Source organism: Amphibacillus sp. Q70 (assembly GCF_052055485.1).
Taxonomy (GTDB): Bacteria; Bacillota; Bacilli; order Bacillales; family Amphibacillaceae; genus Amphibacillus.
On record NZ_CP197171.1, the window covers coordinates 3,397,343 to 3,421,447 of the forward strand.

Consider the following 24,105-nt stretch of genomic DNA (forward strand, 5'->3'; position numbering starts at 1 on the left):
CTCATTTTAGTCTAAATCTATTGGAACGATTGGGGCATCTCCCCAGAGGCGCTCTAAATTATAATAACTACGTTCTTCCCGATGGAAAACATGGCATACTATATTGCCTAGGTCAATTAAAACCCAACGCGCTTGTTCGAAACCTTCAATCCGATTAACCGTCACACCATTTTTCTCCACATCTTCTTTTATTCCTCGAGCAATGGCTTGAACCTGACGTTCATTTGTTCCCTCGCAAATAACAAAATAGTCAGCAATAATGGATACGTCTTTCATATTTAAAGTTAGAATATCTTCAGCCCTTTTATCATCCGCTGCTTTGACAACCTGTTTGATAAGTTGCTCATTATTCATGAATTTGACTCCTCCAATTTCCTTTTAAGTTGATTATACATATTTAATGTTTCCGGATAAATTAAACGCTCATGACTTAGTAAATAGTTCATGCTTTGTCTAACTGCCATAAAGCAAGCCTCATCTAAATTCTCAATAGCTGTTTTTCGAATCATATCTAAACCAGGAAAATCTCTGCCTGGTTCAATATAATCAGCTAAATAGATAATTTTTTCTAAGGGGGACATCTGACCATGTCCAGTCGTATGCCAATAAATTGCCTCTTTAATGGCTTGATTGCCAATATTTAACTCTGTCTCCACCAAAATAGAGGCAACAGGGCCATGCCATAACTCATGATGAAAGCTTAGCAAATCATCAGGCAATTGATAATCTTTAATAATTTGAATCATTTCCTCTAAAGGACGATATTTAGCATAATCATGAAAAACAGCAGCGAGCATTGCCTCTTCTTGATCAATTTGATAGATTTCCGCTAGGGTTAATGCCGTCTGCATGACTCGTTCAGTATGCTCATAGCGTGTTTGAATTAAGTGAGGCTTAACTAACTTAAGAGCTTGATCTTTGTCCATATAAACCTTTCTCCTTTATTATAGCTAAAACATGTTGAGGGATAAGATACCGTACTGAACGATTCGTTTCAAGTCTTTCCCTCACCATCGTCGATGATACATCAAGTCCTGGTGTATCCAACAAGATCACCGGATAAGGTGTTTCCAGATCAAAATCTGGTCGTTTAACACCAACAAACTGAACTTTCTCAACTAACTGATCAATTTTATACCAGTTTGGTAAGTATTCAACCATATCGGCACCAATAATGAAATAAAATTGAGCGTTGGGATAACTTTGTTGTAAAGTATTTATCGTGTCATATGTGTATGATTTTCCTTCACGTTCTAGTTCAATTGTTTTAATTTTAAAATAATCGACTTGACCAACCGCTGCCGTTAACATGGCTAATCGATCTTGAGCAGATACTTTAGCTTTTTCTTTATGAGGCGGTTCAGCCGATGGAATAAACCAGACCTCGTCAAGTGACAACCTTTCATAGACTTCCTCTGCCATTACTAAATGCCCAATATGCGGGGGATCGAATGTCCCGCCTAATATCCCAATTTTTTTCATTATCTATCTCCTTGGAAATACAAAGCCTTTTTCTACGTGCGATGTATTGTTTTGAAGTATCCCTTATCGTTTAAAATATAAAGTCACTTTCGTCTACGATATATTGCTTTAAAGTATTTCTTGTCCTTAAAAATGAAAAAATCTTTTTCTACGTACGATGTATTACTTTGAAGTATTTCTTGTCCTATGGCAATACAATAGTCTTATTTTCAAGCGATTCTTTGTATAAAATGATGATGCTGCCAATAATTTGAACAAGTTCAGCATTTGTACCAGCAACGAGTTCAGCAGCCACATCTTCTTTATCTGCTAAACAATTTTGCAATATCGTAATTTTTATGAGTTCCCTCTTCTCTAGCGCTTCATTGACTTGAATTAACATATTTTCATTGACGCCTTCTTTACCTACTTGAAAAATGGGTTTTAAATGATGGGCTTTAGATCGTAAATAACGCTTTTCTTTTCCAGTTAACATCTAGAATCATCCTTTATTTTTATTCTATATCAGCTAAAACTTATATTCACTCATTTTTACTCATTGGCTGAGTTTTTCTTACTCATTACTTTTACTATCATAAATCTTCTGCTTAACTGACATGCCATCCTGCTTAAAAATCAGGAAAAGTTAGCTAAAGCAGGCTCAACAGCAACAATTTGTTCTGACCATAATTCAAAAGCCAACTTTGCCTGATATAATAACATTTCATGACCATGATGAACAAATCCACCTCGACGTTCTGCATCTTTCAACAGAGCCGTCCAAAAAGGCTGATAGACAATATCACTGACAACTGTACCCTTTTTGAGCTGAGACAAATCAATGACTTGTTGATCAAACTCAGGTGTCATTCCTACAGAAGTCGTTTGAATGATCAGATCAAATTGAAACAAGTTCTCTTCCGCTTCTTTAAAGGATAAAGCATTCCCTCTTACTTGCGTCTGATTTAAAGCAAGTAAATCTTTAGCACGAGAAATAGTTCGATTAGCAATCGATATGGCTGCTAAATTTTCGTTTGCTAAGGCATAATAGATGCCACGGCTAGCTCCACCTGCCCCCAAGATTAAAGCAGCTTTACCACCAGTAAAGAGAGTGGGAAAACTATTCTTTAGAGCCGTCACTAGCCCCATACCATCTGTATTATAACCATGCCACCTCTGATTTCGACAAACAACAGTATTTACCGCACCAATTTGTTCTGCGTCACAGCTGATTTCATCTAAATATGGAATAATTTTTTCTTTGTAAGGGATCGTCACATTAAAACCAGCCAATTCTGATCGCTTTAATTGTTTAATTTTTTGTTCAAACTGGCTTGGTTCTATCTCAATTAGTTGATAGCTGCCCTTAATTCCTGTTTGATCGAAAAATTGCTGATGAATCCATGGTGACTTCGAATGTCCAATGGGATAACCGATCAAACCCAGTTCCATATTGAATCTCCTCCGTTTTTAAATGATCGCTTTTCTTTTTGAAACAGGAACATCAGATGGTGTATGAACAGCAATCGTTGCTGGGGTACCTGATAATGTAATCCATCCTAGCCCTGGGAATACAATGTCTACTTTTTCTTCGGCTATTTTTATTGTTTTCTCAACAAGAGCAGGATAATTCTTAACCTCTGTTTGACTAGGCGGAGATAATAGACCACCTAAATGATGATTATACAATTGATCTGCCTGATCAAGTTTGGTCCGATGAATATTAATCCCATTTGCAAAATAGCAAGTAAAGGATTGGCGCTCACCTTTGATAAAATCAAATCGTGCTAAACCACCAATGTATAAAGTCTGTTGGCTATTTAGTTGATAAACTCTTGGTTTTATCTCTTTATTTGGAGTAACCACCTTAATATCCTCTTGAGAAAGATAATGCGTCAATTGTCCACGGTTAACAACGCCTGGTGTATCATACAATGAAGACGTTTGATCAAGTGGAATTTCAATAAAGCCAAGTGTTGTTCCCGGAAAATATGATGTTGTAATCACATCTTTTGCTCCGACAGATTCATTGATCAAATAATTAATAAAGGTTGATTTCCCAACGTTCGTACTACCGACAACATAAACATCTTGACCTTTTCGATGAAATTCAATGGCGTTTTTTACCTCATTATAACCTCGCCCTGTTTTTGCCGATACCAAAAATACATCTTGAACCGTTAAGCCAAGATCAGCAGCTTCTTTTTTCATCCATTGCCTCAATCGACTTAAGTTTGTCGATTGGGGTAATAAATCAATTTTGTTACCGATGAGGATAATCGGATTATTTCCAGTTAAACGATGCAAACTTTTGATAAAACTACCATTAAAATCAAAAATATCAACCAGTTTCACGATTAAACTTTTTGTTTCAGAAATTTGATTGATCATTTTTAAAAAATCACTATCCAAATAAGGAACATCTTGAATTTCATTATAGTGTTTTAATCGAAAACACCGTTGACAAATGATCATTTCATTTTTTAATGCCGAGGCAGGAACGTACCCTGGTTCGTTTTTATCCTCTGTTTGAATCATTACGCCACATCCTTGACAAACGTCATTATCTTCTATTCTTCCCATTTGACCATCCCCCGTTTTTCTAGCTTATTTAAAATAAAGCGTTCTATGCTGCGATTGAATTTTGTTATTTTGTCATCTGTACTTACAATCGGTACGACTAATATGGTTTGAAAACCAGAGCGATTTCCGCCAAGAACATCTGTTAAAAGCTGGTCACCGATTACGACAATTTCCGTCTGTTTATAGCCCATTTTTTCAGCAGCTTTTAAAAAAGCACGTTTTAATGGTTTTTTCGCTTTATACACATAAGGCCTGTTTAAAGGTTTAGAAAATAATTCAACGCGATCTTTATTATTATTTGAAATGATCATCACATCAATTCCGCTTTGTTCCATTTGTTTAAACCAATTATGTACCTTATCGTTTGGGTGCGCTTCATTCCATGCAACCAATGTATTATCTAGATCTGTAATGACTCCCCTAATTCCTTTTTCTTTAAGGTGCTCTGGTCTAATCTCAAAAACACTCTTTACATGTTGATCTGGCAAAAATAATTTTAACAAGAACTGTCCACCTCAATCAAAGATAACATTATTATTGTACCTTACCATCATAAACAATTTAGCAATCAGTTTCAAAATTATTTCTTAAAAAAGACTTAAATCTTTATTATATGTTAACTATTAGGCTAAATATTCCGAAGAATCGTTCGACAAATTTGGCTAAATTTCGCTTCTGTGGATAACTTTATACACAAAATAAATACTGTTAATTAAGCTTTATCTACTAAAAAAAGCACACATATTCACAACTTATCTACAGCTTATGTAGATAACTATCAACTTGTGTCGTTTACTAAAATTTGATAAAGTAATCATATGGAAATCAAATGTTGAAAATGGAATTAATAGGAGGGTCGTTAATGAATAATTTATCAAATGAATTATTAATAGAGTGTTACCAAAAAGCACTTGAATTAAAGTTAGAGGATGACTTCATACGTTTAATTGAGCAAGAGTTAGAACGAAGATCATTAACATATATAATTAAACCATTGGCCACTCACCTAACTGAATCAATCACAACTGAAAGCGCAAGTATTTTCAGCTAGCTAATAAATAAATTACGATAAAAAAGGGTGGGACAGACACTTTTTCCCTCCATCTCTCATAAGGTGACGATATAGGTATTTGCCTAAATTCGTGGAGGTGAAAACATGTCAACCATTTTAAGTGCGCTATCAGTTATCATCAAAGATGCGCTTTTTTTTGTTTCATATGTGAAAAATCATGCCTTCCCTCATCCATTAGATCCTAAAGAAGAAGCAAAGTATTTGAAGCGAATGTTAGATGGAGATATCGAAGCCAGAAACAAGTTAATCGAGCACAATTTAAGATTAGTCGCCCATCTAGTAAAAAAATTTGATAATACAGGCGAAGATAATGAAGATCTGATTTCAATTGGTACCATTGGACTAATTAAAGGGATTGAGAGCTTTTCACCTGATAAAGGAACTAAACTTGCTACATACGCAGCAAGATGTATAGAAAATGAGATTTTGATGCACTTAAGATCAATTAAAAAATCTAAAAAAGACATCTCCCTACAGGATCCGATTGGGCAAGACAAAGAAGGGAATGAAATTAGTTTATTTGATATTTTAGAAGCAGAAAATGAAGATATTATTGAATATATTCAACTTAATCTTGAAGTGGCTAAAATCAGTAAATACTTGTCTATTCTTGACCAAAGAGAAAAGCTTGTTTTAATTAGTCGATATGGTCTCGGTAACGCTAAAGAACGTACTCAGAAGGAAATTGCTCAAGAATTAAATATTTCAAGAAGTTATGTTTCTCGAATTGAAAAAAGGGCACTAATGAAAGTATTCCATGAATATTATCGAAAAGAAAAACGTTAAAAATCTCAAGTGACATGTTATATTCACTCATTTTTCTCGCTTGTTATATAACTCAACTTTCAGAGCAACCAAGCACAAGCCCTCTGAAAGTTGAGTTATTCAAAACTAATCAGACAACCTATTCTAATACGGCCTCCCCCATATTACTTAGCATATGCCATTCACCATATAGTTTTCAACAAAAAACATAGTATAATTCAATTAGTGAGTTCGTTAAAAAAAGTAAATGAATCAAAAAATAGACCACCCTCTCAAAGTGCTGCAAAACATACTACAAAACTTCAATCAGTGGACATTTTATGGACGATTACTGTAATAAATAATGATTATCCCATTAAAAAAATCCATGATGAATATAAAACTCACTTGGATTTTTTGTTTAAATTATAATTGTTGAATAAGCTCAATAATAAGTTCTGCTGCATGACTTGCGGCTTGGTCGATAAATTCATCAAACGATTGAGCTGATTCCTTCCCAGCAATATCAGATAACGCACGGATGACAACAAATGGTGTGTTATATTGATAACAAACCTGTGCAATTGATACGGCTTCCATTTCAACCGCCATTACTTCAGGGATCATCTTTTGAATAAAAGCAACTGCTTCAGCTTTCTGAATAAAAGAATCTCCTGTAGCGATTAACCCTTGCTTGCATTTGACACGATCTATTGATTGAATAGTTCTCTCAACTAATTGAATCAACTTTTGATCAGCTTGATAATTCTCAGGCATGCCAGGGACTTGTCCATATTGATAATTAAATGCTGTCGCATCAACATCATGATGAACAACCCGATCACTAATAACAATATCTCCAATCGATAGACTTGGGTCAAGACCACCTGCTGAACCAGTATTTATCACATAATTTGGTTTATATTGCTGATGTAGAATCGTCGTTGCGAGGGCAGCATTTACCTTCCCAATCCCAGATTTAAGCAATACAATTTCCTTGTGTTGTAAAGTTCCTCTAATAAAAATACAGTTCGCAATTGTTTCTTCTGAATGAATATCCATCTTACGCCGCAATAACGCAATTTCTTGATCCATTGCTCCAATAATTCCAATCATGACTTCTCTGACCCTCCCTATTCGCCGTTCTCACCATCTAAATTAAAGTTATGCATTTGATCATGAGTATTGAGCATATCTACATGTTCTGGTTGCCAACCTTGATTTTCAATCCATGTAATATAAACCCGAAAATGTTCATCCATGGCTGAATTTGAAAAGGTTGCAATAACACTTTGGTCTCCATCACCTGAAACCCATAGATAATACATCTCATCAACATCAACTCCAGTAGCGAGTTCAGCAGCCTTCATCATCTCTTGCCAATCTTGTGAAGTTTGTTCCCATGTAATTTCATGAGGCTCTGACTGTTCGGTTGGGATGGGTTCCCAAGTTGATGTATAGGCGAGCTCAACATTATCTTCATCACTATCAATAAATTCTAAGTCAAAATCATTTGGGTCCTGTTCAGTTAATCCATCATCTTCATCGGGGTCTTCTTCTGGGTCGGGATCTTCTGAATCATCTGGATCATTCTCTGTTTCATGCTCTTGATCTTCATCTTCATCATTTGGATCTGGACCTGGCGATTCTAGCTCTGGATCTGTTGCTATATCATCATCTTCAAGTGTTGAGACAACTAATATAGCTACAAAAGCAACAATTAAAATAGCTCCAATGATGATAAAAATCGATAGCCATTTGGTGTTTTTACGTTTTTTTTCAAAGCGATTTAACCTACTGTATGATGGTTGCCCGTTATCCATTAGTATAACGCCCCTTTCTATATCACAGCATTTTCATGATAGATAAAAATTCAATCGCAAGCCACACCTATTAATAATAAAAGTGACGATTGATCTCGTCACTTTTAAATTAACTAACCGTAATAATCCTCACTTGCATATCTCCAGCTGGAGTGGGTACAGTCACCTCTTGACCGACTTCATGACCGATCAAGCTTTTAGCAATTGGGGAATCATTCGAAATTTTACCCTCAAAAGGATCAGCCTCAGCACTACCAACAATAGTATACTCTTCTTCATCACCATCAGGTAACTCTTTAAAAGTTACGGTTTTTCCCATTGCAACCACGTTTGGATCTGTTTGATCGCTCTCGATTATTTGTGAATTCCGAATCATCATTTCAACTTGGGAAATACGTGACTCAACAAAAGCCTGCTCATCTTTTGCTGCGTCATATTCAGAGTTTTCAGATAGATCTCCAAAATCACGCGCTATTTTAATTCGTTCAACAACCTCAGGTCGTCTAACTGTTTTTAAATGTTCTAATTCTTCCATTAATTTTTCTTTACCTTCTTTTGTCATGTAATAGCTTTTATCTATAGCCATTTACTACACTCCTTTTACAAATTACCTTTATTTATTGCTAATCATATTCGATTGTTAACACATCTATGCTCATCATTGTAAAATGATAGTAAAGGTTTGCCAACATACTTAAAGAATACTATGGCAGAAATTGCGTTTAATTTCAATAGTTAATTTAAGATAAATTAAAACGCTTTACTTATTTAAGTTTCTTCGTTCAATTTTTGATCATCTTTTATAAAAGATGATCATTTCTTTTTTTTCGAGATAAAATCTTTTCTACTTTAGTAGCCATTATATCAATAGCCACACGATTTTCTCCACCTTCAGGGATAATAATATCAGCGTATCTTTTGGTCGACTCTATAAATTGCAAATGCATTGGGCGTACAACATTTAAATACTGATCAATGACAGAATCAATCGTTCGGCCACGTTCATTAATATCACGAAGCAAACGGCGAATAATTCGCAAATCAGCATCTGTATCAACAAAAACCTTAATATCCATCATCTCAACCAGGCGCAAGTCCTCTAAAATTAGAATACCTTCAACGATAATCACTTCTTTGGGTTCGACATGGATTGTTTTATCGGCCCTTGTATGACGTTTATAATCATAAATCGGTTTTTCTATTGCTTGGTGATTGACTAATTTTTTTAAATGTTCAATTAAGAGATCATTATCGAAAGCAAACGGGTGATCATAATTCGTTTTTAACCGTTCCTCAAAGGGTAAATCTGATTGATCTTTATAGTAAAAATCCTGTTCCATCACTAAAATTGATTTGTTAGAAAACTGTTCACATATCGCACGAGTTACTGATGTTTTTCCTGAGCCAGATCCTCCAGCAACACCAATGATAATTGGTTTATCACTATTTTCATTCATTGATTGATTCCTCTTTCTCTTTAATTGAAATAGCTATACCATCACCGACTGGGACAAACACGGTTTGAAAATCTGGATGATCGTTAAGCCAATGATTGTATTGATTAATTTTCTCAGCTAATTTCTGAAGCCGCTTTGAAGCAAGGGTTGTATCTGCAACATAGCCATGAAATAAGATATTATCTGTAATGACAATACCTTGATCGGTTAAAAAAGGAGTAAAGCTTTCGAAAAACCGTTTGTACTGACCTTTTGCAGCATCAATAAAAATAATATCATAGGGACCTTTCTCGCTAATCATATCTACACATTCTAATGCATCACCAGAGATTAAGTCAATTTTTTTCGCCTGGTCATATTGTTGGAAATGTACTTGTGCTCGCTCAAGTCTTTCTCGATCCCGTTCAACTGTTACTATCTTTGCCTTTGGAACTGCCTCAATCATTTGTAAAGCAGAGTAACCTATCGCTGTTCCGACCTCAAGAATATGGTTGGGTTGTTGTATTCTAAGTAATTGTTTTAAAAAATCAATTCCTTCTCGCTCCATAATTGGAACATGATTTCTTTTGGCCTCTTCCTCAAGCTTAAATTGCCATTCTGAGGCTGGTTTCTGTAATTGAATCAAGTACTGATTAATATTTCTATTCATTTTTTATCAAACACCTCAATAAATAGCACTTAAATTTATAAGATAGAAAATCAGGGATAAGCATTTGCTTGTCCCTGATTTTAGCTTATCACACATCACGATCTAAATATCGATTAGCTAGTTCTACATGCTCTTTAAATGTTTCTGAATAATAGATCTCACCATCTGGCGCAGCAACAAAGAATAAATAATCGGTTTCTGTTGGCTCAAGTACCGCTTCTAATGAACTTGTTCCAAAATTTGAAATCGGACCAATCGGCAAACCATGGATATGATACGTATTATACGGCGATTCTATCTCCAAGTCATCAAGTAGTAATCGATCTTTATGTTCGCCATGTGCATAAAGAACAGTTGGATCTGTTTCTAAACGCATACCTTCTTCAAGCCGATTATAAAAAACACCTGAAATAAGCTTTCTTTCCTCTTCATCTCTTGCTTCTCGTTCAATTAATGAAGCAAAAGTCATCACATCATGGACTGAAAAATCCTCTAGCTCATTTATTTCAGGATAATAATCTTGTAACACCTCACTTGATTTATCAAGCATCATTCTTACCAGGTCATCAATCTCTGGATTTTCTTCATAAACAGGGTATGTTGCAGCAAATAAATAACCTTCCAATGGATAACGAATATCGTCTTGCAAGATTTCCTCTGATAACAAGTCAGGATAAAGTTCAATAAGTTCACTAATATAATCTTCATCCTGCATCAGCCCAATAAATTCATCTGAATCGATACCTGCACTATTTTCATACAATTCGGCAATCTCTTCAATTGTTCTTCCCTCAGGGATAGTGACCGAAAACAATGAATCCTGAGTAACACTCCCTGTTTGTAAGGTTTCTGAAACCTCAGCCAAAGTCATCGATGGTGATAATTCGTATTCACCTGCTTGGAAATCCGCATAATTATTAACTTTAATATAGAGTCGAAACATAAATCCATCATTTATAATGCCTTCTTCCTCCAAAATATTCGCAATAGTGGAAGAAGAGGATCCTAACGGAACTTCGATCTCAGTAAGTTCATCATTGTCTGGATCAGCAGGTGACAATCCAGTCATCACGTAATCATATAATGATTTCCCACCGAAGATAATCAAGACAGTGAATAAAACAATTAAGCCAAAAACAATTTTCCTTACCGTACTTGCCTCTCGACAACGCTGAATAAAGCGTTCTTTTCGATTATGCTTTAATTGATTATTATTTTCTTTGCTTTGTGATTGTTTATTCTCATTTGTTTGAGAATGTTTATTTTCTTCTTTCATTTGATTTTGGTCTTTTTTTGAATTGGACATTTATCGACATCCTCCTCTCATCCGATACATTATACTACAAAAAGGAGTCAGATATCTACTTGAATTGACTATTTTAATATAGATATTTCTCAACTTTTTCATGCATTACCAAATAACCTTTGTTTACATTACTCATGGAGAAGGTATACTCAATCTTCATTATGATAGCTATAAACATTGTCATAATGCTAAAGACACCATTAGCCGAACCCATTATCAAAAAGATGTTGATCCGAAATATCCTTCTTCAATATTTGCTGGAAAAGGTAGTATTACCAATGTTATATCTTGGTACTAGGTAAAGGAAAGCATGAGTAGATAATCAAAATATAATAGAAGATTGGGTGGTGCGGCAAACAACCTTCAGTCTTTTTATAACAGCTCTTTAAGGAAACGACTCACTTTTTTGCTGTAAAATAACCTCACATAATGTTTTATATGTAAAAAGAGACGGTTGAAAATACTAGTCTCAAATGATTTTTCTAATATTTGCACTTTTAACAACAGAGTGTTTTCTTATATTTACGTGAAAGATTGGATAAAAGCTCTCTATCCGACTTTTTGACTTGTGGTTTCACTTGAAATGAAGGTTAGGAGGGTTCTATTCGACTTTTTAGATTGCGATTTCATTTAAAATGTTTGATAGAAACCCTCTATTCGACTTTTTAGATCGCGATTTCATTTGAAATGTTTGATAGAAGCCCTCTATCCGACTTTTTAGATCGCAATTTCATTTGAAATGTTTGATAGAAGCCCTCTATCCGACTTTTTAGATTGCGATTTCATTTGAAATGTTTGATAGAAGCCCTCTATTCGACTTTTTAGATCGCGATTTCGTTTGAAATGTTTGATAGAAGGTCTCAAACCCTGAAATGTTCTTCCATGTTTATTTCATACCCTATTTACTTGATTAGAGCTTGCTTGAATGAATTCAAGTGTTACAGTTAGAATAACAATGCCCCTTTCTCTTATTGATTAGTTCAACCTTACTAGTCACAAAAAAAGCTGCTGCACAAAATTAGATTGTACAACAGCTCTTTATTATTTAGATCGCTTTTTATCCCAGTTTATTCTTAATCACTTGCTACACTTTATTCAGTGGATTTTCTCTTTCTGTTTATTACAAATACAGCGAATCCACCAACAATTAAAAGGACAAATCCAATAGTTAACCAATTATAGATTGAGGTTGCTGTACCCGGCAATCTATCACCATCAGGGGCTGGATCTGTTGGTTCTTCAGACTGCACAACTTTAAGATCAGCTATCGCTAACTTTAAATCTGCAATAGCATCATCTATTTCTGCTTGGGTCACTTCCTCATCTTCTAAGACAGCCTTTGCTTTTTCAAGTGCTTCTATTAATTTCTCATAGCTTGCTTTCGTATAATCATCAGCTTTTAATTTTTCTGCCTCTGCTACAAGCTCTTCTAAATCTGTCTTATCAGCCTTTGGAACGGAAGGGTTTTTTTCTAATTGATCAATCGCTGCTTGTAAACTTGCATATGCAGCATCTACTTCTGCTTGGGTCGCTTCCTCATCTTCTAAGATAGCCTTTGCTTTTTCAAGTGCTTCTACTAATTTCTCATAGCTTGCTTTCGTATAGTCCTCAGCTTTTATATTTTCCGCCTCTGCTACAAGTTCTTCTAAATCTGTCCTATCTACCTCTGGAACAGAAGGGTGCTTTTCTAATTGATCGATCGCTGCTTGTAAATAATTAATCATCTCTTCCAAATCTTCTGCTGATTCAATTGTTTCAAGCGACTGTTTGACTTCATCTATGACTTTATTTAGTTCTTCTATTGACGCCTCTGTGTAGGTATCTGTATCTTGAGCAAGCTCTTCTGCATAGCTAATTAAATCTAAAAGTTTAGTCAAATCAATCGTTTCTTCTTCAGTAACTGTCACATAAGCCGTTACTGAAATTGGCTCAAATCCTTCTTCCTCTAAAGTATAAGTGATTTCATATATACCAACTGTATTATGGTCAAATTCTCCTGCATCAATAACGACATCATCGATAACTTGATTTCCTTCTGAGTCCCTTGCTGTAACAATAAGTGAACTTAAATCAATCTCTTCACCTATTTCAATGGTTGCATCTAAAACTTCAAGTGTTAGTTCTCCTGTATTTATTTTCTCAATTCGAAGATTGTCTAGGATAAATAAACCTTCACCTGTATGTGAATCAAAATCTGCACTGTTTCCATCGTTAAAAATTCCGATATACTGTTGACCATTTTCTGAGCCCTCCACCATAAATGTAGCACGTTTTGTATCAGTTGATGGAGAGAGTTCTTTATTTACACTCAAACCTTGAACATTACTAATGTTTGTTTCATCATTCTCTTGGTCACCAGAAATGAATCGGTAGGATTCAGATGTCGTTTGGTAATCAAAACTAACTTCATATATTTCTTCTGGTTCAAAGTAAAAATGTTGTGGAATGGTGCGATAGTTCAAGCCGGAACTGCCTGTATTTATTTTCACTGACCAATTCCCATCGATAACATCATCGACTAACTTAGCATCTGCCCAACCTTTTTGTGTATATGGTGCATTTAATTCTGATAAGTGAACTCTGTTATCTTCAACACCTTCCGTATTACCAATAACAAATGGATAGATCCCTTGAACAACTGTTTCAAAATCCTGTTCAAATACACTCTCCGAAATATCATTATGAAGAGACTTCTCTACAACTCGAATGTCATCAAACTTCGTCTCACCATCTCCAGCATCTCTACTTAATATTAATGTTGCTGTGTCTGAATCAGCTGTGAAACTCACTTGCATCCGTTGCATTTTACTGTTGTAACCGTTATTCGTTGCGTGAGAATCTGCCTTAACATAATTCTTCTGAGTACTCCTAATCGCAAAGTTCTCAACATCTTCAACCACATCAGTCACTTTAAGATAAGCCTTTGCATCACTTTGATTCTCAACATAAACCTCAGCAACATAATCTTTACCCGCTTCTAAATCAGTTATTTCCCTAGAAACTGCAGTATCCTCTGTTGGATTATCAAAATTTAAGTAATAGTCACCACTACTTAATTGACGTGCTGATCCAGTTTGCGAAGTTCGAACAACATCAACGGCAGCAGTATCACCAGAGACTTCCGTGTATTCATCATCAATGCTTGCTGTATTAAAACCCGTATCATACACATGAGCCCCTGTACTCCACTCATTGACCACAGGCATTTCCGCTTCACCAGTTACAACAATATAAGGTGTTTCTGGCTCTGCATGAATCGTAATTTGATTATCAATCACATCGACTTCTTGCTTGTTTTGACGTCCTTGATCCGTTAATTGATACACTTCCATTGTTGTTGCATTCTGATATTCATCAGGCAATGTCCATGTTGTTTCGCCACCATCAACATTATAGTGATACAGTTTTTCGGAGTCTGGTGTTGGTGTTTCAAAATTTTGTTCAACCCAAGGTAACAAATACTTATTGCCATCAAGAACAACTTGATCATTTAATGTAATAACACGATCTCTTGAGTTATCTTTTCTTGTAACCATCACTTCATCCTCATTACTTGGGTCCTGAAGTGTAATTTCTTGCTCTAAATTTGTCTTTGTTGGATCCCCTTCAACCGTTTCCCATTGCATAACATAGTATTTTTGTAGAAATTTAGTTGGCAAATTGGTTCCAAAAGTGTGACGAATGAAATTATCAAAGTTTTTATCTGATTGCCAACCTTCAAAACCAAACAGTTCAAATCCACCTAGCAATGGGTGATCAGCTGTTCCTGCTTCACCACCATTAGCAGTTGGCCAATTTAAAACCCAAGAATCCTTTTGATGGTTACTAATAAAACGTAAAAGGTCGGAATTAATTCCTTTACTTGTTGTTCCACCATAGTTTCGATCTGTCGCCCAATGCGTCCATGTGGCAGCATTTGGAACAGATGTACCGAATTCCGTTGTTACGCGTAATCCACGCTCAACAAACTGCTCTACAATCCGATTGGATTCCCATTGATCTTGATACCATACGTCTAAATAAACAAAACCAAGTCCTGGTGCTATTTCATGTAATTCATCTAAACGCTTTGCTCGCTCACCAGATGCTAAATCATAGATTTTATCAATAACATAACCTTGATCTAGCCAGCCCCAGCCTTTCGAACCCGGACCTTGAATTAAATCTTCACTAAAATGTTTAGCTTCTGGGTACGTTTCTTGTGCATTAATATGCACTCCAAGTTCTGCATTGTATTTCTCTGCTTCTTGAATTAATAAGTTTAAATCTTCTGCGCCACCCATCCTTTCTCCAACATCGCCATAATCAGGATGAGCACTATCATGACCTTCATTTCCATAACCTTTTAATAAAACAGGTTGCCCTAGCCCATCTGTTGCAAGTGCTACTTTTTTAATATTATCTAATGTTTTCAAGAAAGGTTGTTGCGCCTGCGAACCAAAGTTCATCGCAATTCGAGTCCCTACTTGGTTATTCACTTCATTCCAATCTGGGATTTCCTGCATAATATCACGATAAGCAATAGCTCCATCTTGCCAATCAACCACACCATCATTGTTTATATCCTCTGCAATAGCGATTTTTACTGTTGGTGTATCTGAAGATGGTTCCGGCATAAAGCTACGATGATAATGGAAGGCACTTGAACTAATACCAAGTGTTTTTGCACCCTCGCCGTTTTCATAGCGATTTGCCACTAAATTGCGGTACCCATCAACTTCAGAACTTGACCACACACCAGCACTTAGCTCATCATTAGATATAACGCCAACATAATAACCTTCAGAGCTATCCATATTGCCCATATCTGAGTCAACAGAAATTAAAACATCACCTGGCTGGTTAATATCTCCACTTAAGTTTGCAAATTTACCTTGAGCGCCTTCTTCAGTCTCATTTACAGAAACGAAATTTAATTGATCAAATTCAACCATTTCTATTTGAGCATCACCTTGATTTGCAATTTCCTCAAGCTCATATATAACATGATTGTCGTCAACTTTTAATGATACAACAATGTCTGCATTAATACCTTCATACTCATTATCTGCTGTTAACGTATATTTCGCCTCTGAAGCGCTTTCCTTCTCAAATGTAACATCTGGATAGTAAGTAACTCCATTAATTCTAATGCCATAGCTTGGTGTATCTTGTCCATCTAACGTTTTTCCATTAACTTCATACTCAACTACACGTGGGAAAATCTCATCGATAGTTACATCCATATAATCAGAGCTAATTTCATTTAATACGGGTTCAGTAGTGGGTGGATCTGGTAACACTTCTTCAACAACCGTTATATTAGAAATTGTTATATCTGCAGCCCCACGACTTTTTTCAAAACCTATTTGTCCTGCATCTTGTACACCAGCTAAATTCCATGTATTTACGACTTCATCATCAATATATAATGTTGCCATATCGTTAATGAAACGTACACGTAGTCGGACTGTCTCACCATCACCTATTGGTGTACTTTTAGTCATAGAAGTCCATGAATTGGCTGGACCAAAAATTTCACCAAAATAGTCATCATTGGCATCACCTGAACCCACATACGTATAAGCATTTTCATCTTGAACACGGTAAAGCATTCCAAAACGATTTAATGCTTCGTCAGACGTAATGTCAGCTTCAAACGAGCCATTTCTTATATTAGGTAGATTAGCTAAAACAGCTTTATTCTTACCCGTACCCGTCACATGATACGTTGCTGAGCCATCTTCATTGTAGGTAATAGTCCCATCTCCTTGGATGACTTCTAAATCCCCTTCTTGAAGATCGGCATTATAAATCTCAACGGGATCTCTTTCCTCCGTTGCTTTTACAAGACTATCTATCGCCTCTCTTAATCTAGAGATATCTTGATTCACATGAGCCTCAGTCGCACCAGGATCATCGATTATTTCAATGCCTCTTGCCAATGCCTCACTAAAAGAATTCCAAGAATCGACTGTATAGTCTTCTTCATTTAGCTTCTCTGCTTCTGCTATCAGCTCATGTAATTCAGATTTATCTACCCCCTCTGTAACCAACTCATCCATACTTGCTTGCAAGGCACTTTTAGCCTGATCTATTTCCTCTGGTGTGGCATCAGCATTCGCTAATACACTTTTCGCCGCTTCTAATGCGGCACTGAAGGTGTTCCAAGAGTCAGCTGTATAGTCCTCTTTATTTAACTTTTCTGCTTTCTCTATAAGTGCTTCTAATTCTAGTTCCTCGTCTTCTGACAATTCTTCATTAGTTTTAATAAGGATTTGAGAATCTTCACCACTATAACGCCCAAGTCTTAGTGCCTCAGGATAAGTCGAAAGCTCCTTAGCAGCTTCATCTAAGACGATATTTCCAAATAAATCGTCACCATTTAATTCAACGGATAACTCATTATCCTGATAGTCAATTTGAATGGTATAACTATTACCTGGTTCAGGTAGATCCACATCTGGTCTTTTCTCTAACCATCCACCAGATCCATTAACTTTGTACTCATAGAACCAACCGGACGTATCATAGCCAACAAAAATAAAATTATCTGGATCTTGGTAGTTTGTAAAAAATCCAAATCGTGTTGTTTCTCCTGCTGTTTCAGGTATAAATGTATACGACATAGAACCATCAGCACTTACCTCACTATCTTTTTCACGAAAGACAGCTATGTTTTCATCATTGTCATTTCCTGCCTCAGTCCCTAAGCGCGTATACATATTTCCATCCTGTTCCACCCATTCATTTATTTCATTACCAGCTGGTGAAAGGGTTTCCCAAGGACTTTTATCTTCATTGTCAGTCCCAATTGCTAGTACAACAGGTGTTAAATTACTCAACCAAGACGGTAACACAACCATGACGGCTAAAAATAATATTAAACTTTTACGCATTATTTGCTTGTACAAGATCATCCAAACCTCCCTAAAATTAACTTGACTATAAGATATCTGGTTGTTCTCGCTTTACACCCCCAAACTTATTTTTATTACATCTTTATCATATAAGCATGTAAACGCTTCCACAATAAAGATCTTGTTGAGTTTTTTATGTTTCTTGCTTTTACTAAAAACTTAAAACACATCGATAAAAGGCTAATAGAATAAGTTAAGAATTTTACCAAGTATCCTAAAAGGATCATAGCAGGTGTTTACAATCACTAGAGTTGATCAAACCGATTTTTGGAAAAACAAATATATACGATGATTAGTGGTAGAAAAGCAGCTGAAAAAAAGATTAGTCAACAAAAAATAAGACATGGGGCTTGCACTGAAAAAGGCAAATCCCATGTCTTTTATCACAGATAACCGTCCGTAAAACTCGGGGCAACAACGGGTTTCGCTTTATATTTCAATAATTGAACTACTCACCCCTTAATTTCTAATGAAATTTGAAGAGGGAGATTCCTAAGAACACCAACCTAATGGTTGATTATTGATTAGGCGATCCCTGTCGTACCGACAGTTAGAAGTCTGATGGCTTCAACTTCAATATTTTTACTTGCGTTAAGATCTCGATCGTGTGCTCTATGGCATGAAGGACATTGCCACATGCGTAAGGCGAGATGCTTAACGTCTGGATGTCGATAGCCACAATGCGAACAAAGTTGACTAGAAGGGAAGTTTTTGGCGATGGCTACGACTTCCTTTCCGTACCACTTGGCTTTGTATTCAAGCATCGTACGGAATTCTGACCAGCTGACTTCACTAATGGCTTTTGATAATCGTTTGTTTTTGAGCATGTTAGCTACTTGTAAGTCCTCAATACCAATGATGTCGTGGTTTTTGACAATTTCAGTACTGACTTTATGCAAGTAATCTGTTCTGACATTTTTAATTTTTTCGTGAATACGAGCGACCTTGACCCGTTGTTTTTGATCATTTTTCGCTTCATGAAGGGGTTTTCTATCTTGCTTGGCTTGTTTATATCGTCTGGACAGTTTGCGTTGTTCTTTTTCTAATTTGTTTTCTAGCCTGCGTAAACATCTAGGGTTCTTATACGTCGTCCCATCTGAAAGTGTGGCAAACGCTTTGATGCCCACATCGACCCCCGTTGATTGCTTCGTTTGAGGGAGTGAGTCTACCTCTGTCTCAACAAGGATAGAGATGAAGTATTTACCACTTGGATGTCGCCTAATCGTAGCATTTAGAAGGCGTCCATCGACCTCACGGCTTTTAGCGAACTTGACAAGCCCTAATTTTGGCAGCTTGATTGTATGGCCCACGACTGCGATATTTCCGTTCGTGTGTTTCGTTGTATACGATTGGGTCGGGTTCCTTTTAGACTTAAATCGTGGGGCGTTCGTTTGTTTGTTAAAGAAGCGCGCAAAAGATTCAGATAGATGTTTGACACTTGATTGAATGGCAATACTATCGACTTCTTTTAGCCACTCATATTCCTGCTTTAAAGCGGGAAGCTGTTTAGAGCATGAACGATAGTTGAGTCCTTTACCCGTTTCCTTGTAAGTTTCATTCCACTTGGCTAGAAAGTGATTGAAAACAAACCGTGAACAACCGATCGTTTTATTCATGAGGATTTGTTGTTCTTTATTCGGATAGAGGCGGAATTTATAGGCTTTATTGACTAACATCATCTCACCTCACTTAATAGGAATATATGTTCTCATTATATCATAAGGGAGATGTTTTGGCTAGCGCCAACCCACATTCATCTCCCACTTACTCACGGGGCGATGCCCTTCATGTTCCTAGAAGTAGGAGTCTTCTGTCGGAAATCCGATAAAAAGGAAAACATTATAATATAGTAATTAGTTATATAACCAAGACATTGAGTGAATATATCCGACTTCATTTAAAAGTGAGAATCCAAGTAAAAAGCCTGATAATGTTTTTATAAAATAAAACGATTATCAGGCTTCTTTGTCATGCTTTTATGTCTAATTAAACAACGAATTAAATAACTTTCCTCTATTTTTTGACTTTATAGAGTCAATCTCTTTTTACACAAATCTTTAAAGCTCTTCATCAATCAATGTATTTAGCATTTCTTCTACAAGGTCCCACTCTTCATCGGTTTCGATAGCAAACAAAGCTAGATCATCTTCATTATCACGTTCTTCATAACGAAAAGCGAATACTTCTTGTTCCTCTTCATCGGTATCTTCAGCGGCAACCACTGCTATATAGGACTGGTTGTTTTCATCAACATCAAATGTGAAGAGGACCTCAAATAAATGTTCTTCTCCATTTTCATCAGGAATAATAATGCGTTCTTCTTCGGATAGTGACATAGTGTATACCTCCATTTTTATTGGGCATCTAAATACCCTTGTAATATCATAACTGCCGCCATTTTATCGATGACTTTCTTTCGCTTATTTCGACTGACGTCTGCCTCTAATAACACCCGTTCAGCAGCCATCGTTGACAATCGTTCATCCCATAATGTTGTTTTAATCTTAAATTTGTCAGCTAAATAGGTGGCATAGGATTGTGAAATTTCCCCACGTTCGCCGATAGAGCCGTTCATATGCTTTGGTAAGCCAATCACCACTTCGGTTATTTCATGTTCTTGAATGATCGACTCTATCTCTTGATCGGCTGTTGAAAAATCCTTGTCATTCCATTTAAGCGTTGTTAGACCTTGGGCAGTCCAACCAAATGCATCACTTATAGCCACACCAATTGTCTTTGACCCAACATCTAACCCCATTCTTTTCATTCTAATCCTCTTTATTATGCTCAATATAAAAATGAACAAGTTCTTCAATTAATTCATCTCGATCAAGTCGACGAATCATATTTCTTGCATCTTTATATCGTGGAATGTAGGCTGGATCACCTGATAACAAATAACCGACAATTTGATTTATTGGATGATAACCTTTTTCCCGTAACGATTGATATACCGTTAATAGTACATCTTTAACATTTTTTTCAATAGGTTCTTCTGAAAAGTCAAATTTCATGGTTTTATCCATTGAATCCATGCATAACACCCCGCCTTTAAATTGAAATTAATCTCTTAGTATTAATTCGATATCATTCTCATTATACCTTTAAATTATTTGAAATAACAAGTTACTTAATTGTTGAAATGAATTTTTTTGCATGTGTAAGTGCCTCAGCTACCATTTCTGGATTCTTACCACCAGCCTGTGCCATATCTGGACGACCTCCACCGCCACCACCACATTTAGTAGCAGCTTCTTTAATTAACTTACCGGCATGATAACCTTGCTTGACTAAATCATCAGAGACACCAGCAGCTAATTGTACTTTTCCATCATTAACAGCAGCTAATAAAATTATACCTGATTCCAGTTTTTGTTTTAAATCATCTACCATTGAACGAAGCTGATTCATATCACTAGCCGTTACTTTTTCAATTAAAACAGGAATATCATTTATCTTTTCAACCTTTTCAAGAATCGTTATTGTTTCATTATTTGCTAACTTCTTCAACAGCGACTCATTTTCACGTTTCCATTGTTTAATGTTCTGGAATAATCCTTCAACCTTCTCGATCACCTGATCTGGATTTGCTTTAAGCAGTTGAGCTGTTGAGCGTAAAACTTTCTCTTGTTCATTCGTATATAGGTAAGCACCTTTTCCAGTTACAGCCTCAATTCGGCGTATTCCTGCTCCAATACCTGATTCATTAACAAGCTTAAATAAGCCAATTTCTGCTGTATTATTGACATGACATCCGCCACATAGTTCAAGACTGTAATCACCAATTTGTACAACGCGAACAACATCCCCATATTTCTCGCCAAATAAAGCTGTCGCTCCCATTTGTTTTGCTTCTTCAATCGGATAAAGACCTGTTTGAACAGGGATTGTTTCCCAGATTTTTTCATTAGTTATTTTCTCAATTTTAGTTAACTCTTCTTCTGTGACCGCATTAAAATGCGAAAAATCAAATCGTAAGCGGTCATCAGCCACTAAAGAACCTGCTTGATTGACGTGCTCACCTAATACATCTTTTAAGGCTTGATGCAGTAAATGGGTAGCTGTATGATTTTTTTCTATCAACTGACGTTTTTGTTGATCAATTTCAACATTGACAAAATCACCAAGCTTTAGCTGACCATGGGTAATTTTAACACGATGTAAATGTTGCCCTTTCGGTGCTTTTTGAACATCTAGTACGTTAGCAACCACAGTTTCATTCGTGATTATCCCTTGATCGGCAATTTGCCCACCGCTTTCAGCATAAAACGGCGTTTTCGCTAAAACAAGGAAGACTTCTTCTTGGGTCGATTGATCAACAGAGATATTATCTTCAATAATGGCCTCTATTGTTGTCGTTATTTGCTTCGTGTCATAGCCGATAAATTCACTTGTCACTGAAAGATCACGGTAAACATCAGCTTGCACTTGCATTGAATCAACCTTTTGTCTTGCTTTTCGTGCCCGGTCTCTTTGGAGCTTCATTTCTGCCTCAAAGCCCTCATCATCAATCGTAAAACCAGCTTCTGCAACATATTCTTCGGTCAATTCCTTAGGAAAACCATAGGTATCATAAAGCCGGAAAACTTCCTTACCTGGGAAAATAGTTGACTGTTTCGCTTGTTCTTGTTTAATAATCGATTCGAGGATCAAAAGCCCGTCATTTAGCGTTTCGTGAAAACGCTCTTCTTCCGTTTGAATAACATTGACGATAAAATCATGCTTTGTTTTAACTTCTGGATAGAATGACTCCATTATTTGAGCAACACTATCGACTAACTTGTACATAAACGGCTTATCAATCCCTAACTGTTTAGCATATCGAACAGCACGTCGTATTAAACGGCGTAAGACATAGCCCCTCCCCTCATTTGATGGTAGAGCACCATCCGCGACAGCAAAGGCAACCGTTCGGATATGATCAGCGATAACTTTAAAGGCGGTATCTGTCTCTATACTTTGTCCATAATTAAAAGAGGTCATTTTCTCAAGCTGCTTAATAATCGGTAAAAATAAATCCGTCTCAAAATTGGTCTCTGTTTCTTGTAGAACGGAGACCATTCGTTCTAATCCCATTCCCGTATCAATATTTTTCTTTGGCAATGATGAATAGCTACCATCTGGATTGTGATTAAATTGTGAAAAAACTAAGTTCCAAATTTCTAGATAACGGTCATTCTCTCCACCTGGATATAATTCTGGATCATTTGGATTGTTTCCATAAAGTTCTCCACGATCATAGAAAATTTCTGTATTAGGCCCACTCGGACCTTCACCTATATCCCAAAAATTCTCTTCTAAACGAATGATTCTCTCTTCTGGTAGTTGAATCTCATCCTTCCAAATATGATAAGCTTCATCGTCCTCAGGGTGAACGGTTACAGAGAGTTTTTCTGGATCAAGTGCTAACCAACGTTCATCCGTGAGAAATTCCCACGCCCACTCTATCGCTTCTTTCTTAAAATAATCTCCGATTGAAAAGTTACCGAGCATTTCGAAAAAAGTATGGTGGCGCGGTGTGTAGCCAACATTTTCAATATCATTTGTGCGGATTGACTTTTGAGCACTTACTAATCTGGGTGTGTCGGGCACAGTTCGACCGTCAAAGTATTTTTTTAATGTTGCTACGCCGCTATTGATCCATAATAGGGTTGGATCATCTGCTGGAACAAGTGAGGCACTGGGTTCAATTCGATGGCCTTTTTGTTTAAAAAAGTCTAAAAAAAGTTGTCTTACTTCTAATGATGTTAATTGCTTCATCCTTTATTCCTCCTATTTTATTATCTCGTTAACCTTTCAGCATGATTCCAACCGTTAATCAAAACTTCAAGTCGTTTTTGAATTAAAAAACCCTCGTATCTGCAATATTGCAGGGACGAGAGTTAGCTTCGCGGTACCACCCTGATTATAGTCAAAAATTGACTATCATCTTTATTCACAATTAACGGTGTGTGCCGACAAGTGGTTGACTTGTACTCCTAACGAGCTTCTGTAACCCTTCGTTTAGTTTATCTTCCAGCCAAGGATAAACATCTCTTGAAACGGTCTGTTACATACTAGTGTTGATCATTGTTTTAACTATATCATCTGATCACATTATAGTGAAAACCA

At 36.3% G+C, this 24,105-nt stretch carries 22 protein-coding genes, 2 pseudogenes and 1 other annotated feature; of the genes and pseudogenes, 3 read left to right on the forward strand and 21 right to left on the reverse strand.

Translation table 11 applies throughout. From position 1 onward, the window contains the following. Nucleotides 1-6: 6 nt before the first annotated feature. The 7 genes from rsfS to ACS127_RS15425 form a co-directional block, all read right to left on the reverse strand. Nucleotides 7-354, reverse strand: coding sequence for a ribosome silencing factor (gene rsfS / locus ACS127_RS15395; protein WP_440895907.1), 348 nt, complete (start codon nucleotides 352-354; stop codon nucleotides 7-9). Beyond that, nucleotides 351-926 carry a bis(5'-nucleosyl)-tetraphosphatase (symmetrical) YqeK gene (gene yqeK, locus ACS127_RS15400; protein WP_440895908.1) on the reverse strand — a complete coding sequence of 192 codons (576 nt, stop codon included), beginning with the start codon at nucleotides 924-926 and terminating at the stop codon, nucleotides 351-353. Before yqeK ends, rsfS begins: the two co-directional genes overlap by 4 nt. After that, nucleotides 904-1,482: a nicotinate-nucleotide adenylyltransferase gene (locus tag ACS127_RS15405; protein WP_440895909.1), complete on the reverse strand. Its 579-nt coding sequence runs from the start codon at nucleotides 1,480-1,482 to the stop codon at nucleotides 904-906. The genes yqeK and ACS127_RS15405 overlap by 23 nt, the downstream gene beginning before the upstream one ends. A gap of 184 nt (nucleotides 1,483-1,666) precedes the next feature. After that, nucleotides 1,667-1,957 (reverse strand): ribosome assembly RNA-binding protein YhbY, encoded by a 291-nt coding sequence (gene yhbY / locus ACS127_RS15410; protein ID WP_440895910.1) that lies wholly within the window; start codon nucleotides 1,955-1,957, stop codon nucleotides 1,667-1,669. A 140-nt stretch (nucleotides 1,958-2,097) separates the two neighbouring features. Next, nucleotides 2,098-2,913 (reverse strand): shikimate dehydrogenase, encoded by an 816-nt coding sequence (gene aroE, locus ACS127_RS15415; protein WP_440895911.1) that lies wholly within the window; start codon nucleotides 2,911-2,913, stop codon nucleotides 2,098-2,100. A gap of 18 nt (nucleotides 2,914-2,931) precedes the next feature. Next, nucleotides 2,932-4,044 (reverse strand): ribosome biogenesis GTPase YqeH, encoded by a 1,113-nt coding sequence (gene yqeH, locus ACS127_RS15420; protein WP_440895912.1) that lies wholly within the window; start codon nucleotides 4,042-4,044, stop codon nucleotides 2,932-2,934. Continuing rightward, on the reverse strand, nucleotides 4,032-4,547 hold the full coding sequence (locus ACS127_RS15425) for a YqeG family HAD IIIA-type phosphatase (protein ID WP_440895913.1): 516 nt from the start codon (nucleotides 4,545-4,547) through the stop codon (nucleotides 4,032-4,034). Before ACS127_RS15425 ends, yqeH begins: the two co-directional genes overlap by 13 nt. Nucleotides 4,548-4,906: 359 nt before the next feature. Here ACS127_RS15425 and ACS127_RS15430 point away from each other — a divergent pair, with 359 nt between their 5' ends. Both ACS127_RS15430 and sigK read left to right on the forward strand, forming a co-directional pair. After that, on the forward strand, nucleotides 4,907-5,095 hold the full coding sequence (locus tag ACS127_RS15430; protein ID WP_440895914.1) for a sporulation histidine kinase inhibitor Sda: 189 nt from the start codon (nucleotides 4,907-4,909) through the stop codon (nucleotides 5,093-5,095). Between the two features lie 105 nt (nucleotides 5,096-5,200). Beyond that, nucleotides 5,201-5,902 carry an RNA polymerase sporulation sigma factor SigK gene (gene sigK / locus ACS127_RS15435; RefSeq protein ID WP_440895915.1) on the forward strand — a complete coding sequence of 234 codons (702 nt, stop codon included), beginning with the start codon at nucleotides 5,201-5,203 and terminating at the stop codon, nucleotides 5,900-5,902. A 384-nt stretch (nucleotides 5,903-6,286) separates the two neighbouring features. Here the strand turns inward: sigK and mtnN are convergent, their stop codons facing one another. From mtnN to mltG, 6 genes are all read right to left on the reverse strand, one after another. Then, entirely contained in the window at nucleotides 6,287-6,976 is a 690-nt protein-coding gene (gene mtnN, locus ACS127_RS15440; protein WP_440895916.1) for a 5'-methylthioadenosine/S-adenosylhomocysteine nucleosidase, read from the reverse strand. A gap of 17 nt (nucleotides 6,977-6,993) precedes the next feature. Beyond that, a complete protein-coding gene (locus tag ACS127_RS15445; protein ID WP_440895917.1) occupies nucleotides 6,994-7,683 on the reverse strand; it encodes a YrrS family protein in 690 nt (229 codons plus the stop codon). A gap of 109 nt (nucleotides 7,684-7,792) precedes the next feature. Continuing rightward, nucleotides 7,793-8,269 carry a transcription elongation factor GreA gene (greA, locus tag ACS127_RS15450; RefSeq protein WP_440895918.1) on the reverse strand — a complete coding sequence of 159 codons (477 nt, stop codon included), beginning with the start codon at nucleotides 8,267-8,269 and terminating at the stop codon, nucleotides 7,793-7,795. Nucleotides 8,270-8,483: 214 nt separating this feature from the next. Beyond that, nucleotides 8,484-9,140, reverse strand: coding sequence for a uridine kinase (gene udk / locus ACS127_RS15455; protein ID WP_440895919.1), 657 nt, complete (start codon nucleotides 9,138-9,140; stop codon nucleotides 8,484-8,486). Beyond that, on the reverse strand, nucleotides 9,133-9,789 hold the full coding sequence (locus ACS127_RS15460; RefSeq protein ID WP_440895920.1) for an O-methyltransferase: 657 nt from the start codon (nucleotides 9,787-9,789) through the stop codon (nucleotides 9,133-9,135). The genes udk and ACS127_RS15460 overlap by 8 nt, the downstream gene beginning before the upstream one ends. Nucleotides 9,790-9,877: 88 nt before the next feature. Next, the gene (mltG, locus tag ACS127_RS15465; protein ID WP_440895921.1) at nucleotides 9,878-11,095 is read right to left on the reverse strand and encodes an endolytic transglycosylase MltG; all 1,218 of its coding nucleotides are present in this window, start codon (nucleotides 11,093-11,095) and stop codon (nucleotides 9,878-9,880) included. A 100-nt stretch (nucleotides 11,096-11,195) separates the two neighbouring features. Between mltG and ACS127_RS15470 the strand changes: the two genes are divergently transcribed. Continuing rightward, nucleotides 11,196-11,393, forward strand: coding sequence for a hypothetical protein (locus tag ACS127_RS15470; protein ID WP_440895922.1), 198 nt, complete (start codon nucleotides 11,196-11,198; stop codon nucleotides 11,391-11,393). A 793-nt stretch (nucleotides 11,394-12,186) separates the two neighbouring features. Here the strand turns inward: ACS127_RS15470 and ACS127_RS15475 are convergent. The 8 genes and pseudogenes from ACS127_RS15475 to alaS form a co-directional block, all read right to left on the reverse strand. Further along, entirely contained in the window at nucleotides 12,187-12,819 is a 633-nt protein-coding gene (locus tag ACS127_RS15475; protein WP_440898158.1) for a hypothetical protein, read from the reverse strand. After that, nucleotides 12,802-16,896: pseudogene (locus tag ACS127_RS15480) on the reverse strand (endo-alpha-N-acetylgalactosaminidase family protein); the annotation flags it as partial. The gene ACS127_RS15475 and the pseudogene ACS127_RS15480, both read right to left, overlap by 18 nt. A gap of 39 nt (nucleotides 16,897-16,935) precedes the next feature. Further along, a pseudogene (locus ACS127_RS15485) lies at nucleotides 16,936-17,994 on the reverse strand (hypothetical protein); the annotation flags it as partial. Between the two features lie 524 nt (nucleotides 17,995-18,518). Beyond that, on the reverse strand, nucleotides 18,519-19,670 hold the full coding sequence (gene tnpB / locus ACS127_RS15490; RefSeq protein ID WP_440895923.1) for an IS200/IS605 family element RNA-guided endonuclease TnpB: 1,152 nt from the start codon (nucleotides 19,668-19,670) through the stop codon (nucleotides 18,519-18,521). A 381-nt stretch (nucleotides 19,671-20,051) separates the two neighbouring features. Continuing rightward, nucleotides 20,052-20,330, reverse strand: a complete 279-nt coding sequence (locus tag ACS127_RS15495; RefSeq protein ID WP_440895924.1) for a DUF1292 domain-containing protein — start codon at nucleotides 20,328-20,330, stop codon at nucleotides 20,052-20,054. Nucleotides 20,331-20,347: 17 nt separating this feature from the next. Next, nucleotides 20,348-20,761 carry a Holliday junction resolvase RuvX gene (ruvX, locus tag ACS127_RS15500; RefSeq protein ID WP_440895925.1) on the reverse strand — a complete coding sequence of 138 codons (414 nt, stop codon included), beginning with the start codon at nucleotides 20,759-20,761 and terminating at the stop codon, nucleotides 20,348-20,350. Nucleotide 20,762: 1 nt separating this feature from the next. Then, complete coding sequence (locus ACS127_RS15505) at nucleotides 20,763-21,029, reverse strand: IreB family regulatory phosphoprotein (protein ID WP_440895926.1); 267 nt, start codon at nucleotides 21,027-21,029, stop codon at nucleotides 20,763-20,765. A 91-nt stretch (nucleotides 21,030-21,120) separates the two neighbouring features. Beyond that, a complete protein-coding gene (alaS, locus tag ACS127_RS15510; protein ID WP_440895927.1) occupies nucleotides 21,121-23,754 on the reverse strand; it encodes an alanine--tRNA ligase in 2,634 nt (877 codons plus the stop codon). Nucleotides 23,755-23,862: 108 nt separating this feature from the next. Next, nucleotides 23,863-24,073: a binding site (T-box leader), on the reverse strand. Nucleotides 24,074-24,105 lie beyond the last annotated feature (32 nt).